The 5438-nt window shown below is 64.8% G+C and carries 6 protein-coding genes; 3 read left to right on the forward strand and 3 right to left on the reverse strand.

Translation table 11 applies throughout. The annotated features are described in order from the left end of the window. Positions 1-164 precede the first annotated feature (164 nt). Both FUT88_RS23795 and FUT88_RS23800 read left to right on the forward strand, forming a co-directional pair. Positions 165-635: an EVE domain-containing protein gene (locus tag FUT88_RS23795; protein WP_147218893.1), complete on the forward strand. Its 471-nt coding sequence runs from the start codon at positions 165-167 to the stop codon at positions 633-635. Between the two features lie 94 nt (positions 636-729). Beyond that, positions 730-1431, forward strand: coding sequence for an SIMPL domain-containing protein (locus tag FUT88_RS23800; RefSeq protein ID WP_147218895.1), 702 nt, complete (start codon positions 730-732; stop codon positions 1429-1431). 66 nt (positions 1432-1497) lie between these two features. Here the strand turns inward: FUT88_RS23800 and lgt are convergent, their stop codons facing one another. Both lgt and FUT88_RS23810 read right to left on the reverse strand, forming a co-directional pair. Continuing rightward, complete coding sequence (gene lgt / locus FUT88_RS23805; protein ID WP_147218898.1) at positions 1498-2400, reverse strand: prolipoprotein diacylglyceryl transferase; 903 nt, start codon at positions 2398-2400, stop codon at positions 1498-1500. A gap of 14 nt (positions 2401-2414) precedes the next feature. Continuing rightward, positions 2415-3359, reverse strand: coding sequence for a LysR substrate-binding domain-containing protein (locus FUT88_RS23810; RefSeq protein ID WP_147218900.1), 945 nt, complete (start codon positions 3357-3359; stop codon positions 2415-2417). Positions 3360-3487: 128 nt separating this feature from the next. Here FUT88_RS23810 and ilvD point away from each other — a divergent pair, with 128 nt between their 5' ends. Next, entirely contained in the window at positions 3488-5161 is a 1674-nt protein-coding gene (ilvD, locus tag FUT88_RS23815) for a dihydroxy-acid dehydratase (protein ID WP_147213293.1), read from the forward strand. A gap of 55 nt (positions 5162-5216) precedes the next feature. On the opposite strand, the gene FUT88_RS23820 is transcribed toward ilvD, so the two are convergent. Beyond that, the coding region (locus FUT88_RS23820; protein WP_147218902.1) for a DUF2486 family protein at positions 5217-5438 on the reverse strand (222 nt) is incomplete at its 5' end.

A 5438-nucleotide genomic window follows, 5' to 3' on the forward strand; every position in this document is an offset into this window, starting at 1 on the left:
GTGGGGACCCAACAAAAGGCGGTAGCGCACATGTGCGCTACCTGCCTTTTTCTTTGCCTGTTTGCGATGCGCTCGCCGTTGCCGCACCGCCAATGGCGGGGCCGCGGCCGTGTTGCTATGCTGCGCACACCGCCACTTCCGCACGTCGCCCGCGCGTCCCCACGATGGCCACCCAATACTGGTTGATGAAGTCCGAGCCCGACGAGGCCAGCATCGACACGCTGCACGCCGAAGGCACCCTGCCCTGGACCGGCGTGCGCAATTACCAGGCGCGCAACTTCATGCGTGACCGCATGCGCATCGGCGACGGCGTGCTGTTCTACCACTCGTCCTGTCCGCAACCGGGCATCGCTGGGCTGGCGGAAGTCTGCTCGACCAGCTATCCGGATCCCACGCAGTTTGACCCCAAAAGCCACTACCACGACCCCGCATCAAAGCCAGAAGCGCCGCGCTGGATGCTCGTCGACGTGAAGTTCGTACGCAAGTGCGCACTGATCGATCTGCCGACGCTGCGCGCGCACGAACCATTGGCCGACATGACGGTGCTGCAACGCGGCAACCGCCTTTCGATCACGCCCGTCACACCGGCGCAGTGGCGTTACATCACCACGAAATTGATGCGCGATCCGGAGTAAATGAGGGTGCGCCGCGGGAAATTGTTACAAACGTGATGAACGATGCGCGTAGGAGCCAGTCAGACGCATCACATTGCTTTTTTGGGAGAACACAATGAAATCTGTCCTGGCCGCAACCATTTTGGGGACTGCAATGATGACGACTGCTTTCGCACAGGCCGCTCCTGAGACGAACCATTCGGGCGTGCTTTCGCTGGATGCCCAGGCCGTGGCCGAAGTGCCGACCGACACCGTCACGCTCACGCTGAGCGCCGAGCAGGAAGGGGCGGACCCGGGCGCCATCTCCACGACGCTGTCGCGCAAGGCCGATGAGGTGATCAATCAGGCCAAGCGGACGTCCGGCGTGCAAGCCGAAACGGGCGGCTTCAATATCTATCCGAACACCGATCGCAACGGCAAGATCAGCGTCTGGCGTGGCCGGGCCGAAGTACGCATCACGTCGAAGGACTTTGCGGCGGCGTCCAAGCTGGCCGGCCAGCTGGCCAACCAGATGCAGGTGCAGAACGTGAACTTCACGCTCTCGCGCGAGGCGCGCACGGCGGCGGAAGCCAAGCTCATCGATCAGGCTGTGAGTTCGTTCCGCGACAAGGCACTGGCGACCACCAAGCTGTTTGGTTATTCGAGCTACACGATCCGCGACGTGCACGTGACCGAGGGCAGCAACAATCCGGGCCCGCGTCCGATGATGCGCATGGCAGCCGCTCCGGCATCGTTCGATTCGGCGCCGGTGCCCATCGAGGGCGGCAAGGCGCAGGTCACGGTGACGGTTTCCGGCGCCGTGCAGATGCTGAAGTAAGCCGCGAGCCGCTCCATGAAAAAAGCCACCGAAGTCCGGTGGCTTTTTCTTTGCGCGGTGACGATGTCAGGCGTGCGCCTGGTTTTTTGCACCGTTGCCTGCACGACGATAGGACCAGACCAGCATGGCGATGCCGATCAGGATCATCGGCAACGACAGCCACTGCCCCATCGACAGGTTCGCCGCGAGCAGCCCCAAGAAGTTGTCCGGCTCACGCGCAAATTCCGCGGCGAAGCGGAACACGCCGTAGCCGAGCAGGAATGCGCCCGACACCGCACCCATCGGCCGCGGCTTGCGCGCATACAGCCACAGCAGGATGAAGAACAGCACGCCTTCGCCGAGGAACTGATAGATCTGCGAAGGGTGGCGCGGCAGCATGTGGTACTGGTCGAAAATGGCCTGCAGGCCGCTGGTGACGGCCTCCTGCGCATGCGACAGCAGCCACTCCCGATCTTCGCCCTGCGCCTGCGGGAACATCATCGCCCACGGCAGGTTGGGCGACGACACGCGGCCCCACAGCTCGCCGTTGATGAAGTTGCCGAGCCGCCCCGCCGCGAGGCCGCACGGCACCATCGGCGCGATGAAATCGGTCACCTGCATCCACGAGCGGCCGCGCATGCGCGCATACAGCATCATCGCTACGACCACGCCCAGGAAGCCGCCGTGGAAGGCCATGCCGCCTTCCCAGACCTTGAAGATGTCGAGCGGGTGGGCGAAATACCAATCCGGCTTGTAGAACAGCACGTAGCCGAGGCGCCCGCCGAGAATCACGCCGAGCACGCCGTAGAAGAGCATGTCGTCGAGGTCCCGGCCGGTCCAGCCTTCGGCAGCGATGTGCGGCTGGCGCGTGCGCAGGCGGCCGAACCACAGGAACATGATGAACGCCGCCAGATACATCAGGCCGTACCAGCGGATGGCGAGCGGCCCCAGATGCAGGGCGACGGGATCGAATTGCGGATGGATGAGCATGAATCCTGTGGGTTTCAGGTTTGGTTGTCTTCTTGCAGCCTGGCGACGGCTTCGGCACTGGCCACGAACCACGGCAGCACCGGCGAAGCCGCATCGCGCCGCCACACCAGACCGGTCTCGATGATCGGGCTGGGCGCGGCGAGTTCGAGATAGACCACGCCGGTCCGCTGGAGGTTGCATAGCGATGCCGGCACCAGCGCGACGCCCATCTCGGCGGAAACGAGGCTGACGATGGTCTGCATCTGGATGGCTTCCTGGCCGATGCGCGTGGCGGCGCCCGGGTCTTCGGGCCGTCCGCCGTGCGCGGCATGATAGCCGGTAATGATGTCATACAGCGCAGGCGCGGACCGCCGCGGGAAGATGATCAGCGGTTCGGCCGCGGCGTCCGCCAGGGCAATCGGCTGGCCGGGCGCCGCGCCCCATTGCGCCGCGCGCGACGCGGGCACCGCCAGCACGAGGCGCTCGCGCACCAGCGGGCGGTATTCCAGCTCGCCCGGCACGGAGCCGGCGTGATGCGCAATCACGACGCCGGCATCCACATCGCCCGCCAGCAGCGCTTCGATTTGCACATCGCTCGTGGCCTCGCGCAGCAGAAGCTGCACATCGGGGCGCGCATCGCGAAAATGCCGCAGCAAGGCCGGCAGGATGCCGTAATCGGCGGTGCTGACGAAGGACAGCGACAGCGTGCCGACCTCCCCCCGCGCCAGCCGTTGCGCGAGCCCCGGCAGCGCGTTCGCCTCTGCCAGCACGCGCCGCACTTCGCCCAGCCAGCGCGCGCCGACGGCCGTCAGCGCCACGGAACGCTGCGTGCGGTGGAACAGCGTGACGCCCAGTTCGTCTTCCAATGCACGAATCTGCTGCGACAGCGGCGGCTGCGTCATCGAAAGCCGCTCGGCGGCGCGCCCGAAATGCAGTTCTTCGGCAACGGTCACGAAGTAGCGAAGCTGGCGCAGATCCATATCGGCAATTGATACTTTTTACGACTCAATAATCGCTCAATAATATATTTGACGCGCCATTTCTCCAAGCGCATGCTGGGCGCCAGGCAGTTGACTACAACGATAGTGCCGATCCCACGGAGACCCCCATGCCAGACAACAAGCGTTCCCAGCACATCACACAGGGCGTGGCGCGCTCGCCCAACCGCTCGATGCACTACGCGCTGGGCTACACGAAAGACGACTTCAACAATCCGATGATCGGCGTGGCCAACGGCCATTCGACCATCACGCCGTGCAACTCCGGCCTGCAAAAGCTGGCCGATGCCGCGGTGGCTGCCGTGAAGGACGCCCGCGCGAATCCGCAGACTTTCGGCACGCCCACCATTTCCGACGGCATGTCGATGGGCACGGAGGGCATGAAGTTTTCGCTGATCTCGCGCGAAGTGATTGCCGACTGCATCGAGACCTGCGTCAACGGCCAATGGATGGATGGCGTCGTCGTCATCGGCGGCTGCGACAAGAACATGCCCGGCGGCATGATCGCCCTGGCGCGCACGAATGTGCCGGGCATCTACGTGTACGGCGGCACCATCAAGCCGGGGCACTGGAAGGGCAAGGACCTGACCATCGTGTCGTCGTTCGAGGCCGTGGGCGAATTCACCGCCGGGCGCATGAGCGAGGAGGACTTCGAGGGCATCGAGAAAAACGCCTGCCCGTCGAGCGGTTCGTGCGGCGGCATGTACACGGCCAACACCATGAGTTCGTCGTTTGAAGCGCTGGGCATGTCGTTGCTGTATTCGTCGACGATGGCCAATCCCGATCAGGAGAAGGTCGACAGCGCCGCCGAATCCGCCCGCGTGCTGGTCGAAGCCGTGCGCCGCGATCTGAAGCCGCGCGACATCATCACGCGCAAGTCCATCGAAAACGCCGTGGCCGTCATCATGGCGACCGGCGGCTCGACCAACGCCGTGCTGCATTACCTGGCCATCGCCCACGCGGCCGAAGTGGAATGGACCATCGATGACTTTGAGCGCGTGCGCCAGCGCGTGCCGGTCATCTGCAACCTCAAGCCGTCGGGCCAGTACGTGGCGACCGATCTGCACGCCGCCGGCGGCATCCCGCAGGTCATGAAGATCCTGCTCAACGCCGGCCTGCTGCACGGCGATTGCATCACCATCACCGGCAAGACGCTGGCGGAAGAACTCGCCAACGTGCCCGACCAGCCGCGTGCCGATCAAAACGTGATCCTGCCGATCGACAAGGCGCTCTACAAGGAAGGCCACCTCGCCATCCTGAAAGGCAATCTTGCCGAGGAAGGCGCCGTGGCGAAGATCACCGGCCTGAAGAACCCGGTCATCACCGGCCCGGCGCGCGTGTTCGACGACGAGCAAAGCGCCATGAGCGCAATCCTGGGCGACCAGATCAAGGCCGGTGACATTCTCGTACTGCGCTATCTCGGGCCGAAGGGCGGTCCGGGCATGCCCGAGATGCTGGCCCCGACGTCGGCCATCATCGGCAAGGGCCTGGGCGAGTCGGTCGGCTTTATCACCGACGGGCGCTTCTCGGGCGGCACGTGGGGCATGGTGGTCGGGCACGTCGCACCGGAAGCGTACGTGGGCGGCACGATTGGCCTCGTGCACGACGGTGATTCGATCACCATCGATGCGCACCAGCGCCTGCTGCAGTTGAATGTGCCCGACGATGAGCTTGCCCGGCGCCGCGCCGTGTGGAAGCAACCCGCACCGCGCTACACGCGTGGCGTGCTGGCGAAGTTCGCGAAACTGGCAGCAACGGCTAGCAAGGGCGCGGTAACGGACTGAGTTGTTGGCGACACCCACAAAAAACCCGCCAGACGGCGGGTTTTTCTTTGTGCGATCAGCGATGCGGTGGCTTCTGCTGCGCGGCGAGCGCATCGTCCAGCGCGGCGCCCAGCCAATCCATCAGGCGGGCCTCCAGCGTGCGGGTCAATTCCGCTGCGAGCTGCTCACTCAGCAACGACAGGCGCGACTCCATGGCGGCACGGCACTGCGCTTCGATGAGCGCTGGCCATTCGGATTGGAAACGCCACATCACGTCGCCCATCACGCGGGCCGCGTC

Source organism: Ralstonia sp. TCR112 (assembly GCF_007997035.1).
Classification (GTDB): Bacteria; Pseudomonadota; Gammaproteobacteria; order Burkholderiales; family Burkholderiaceae; genus Ralstonia; species Ralstonia edaphi.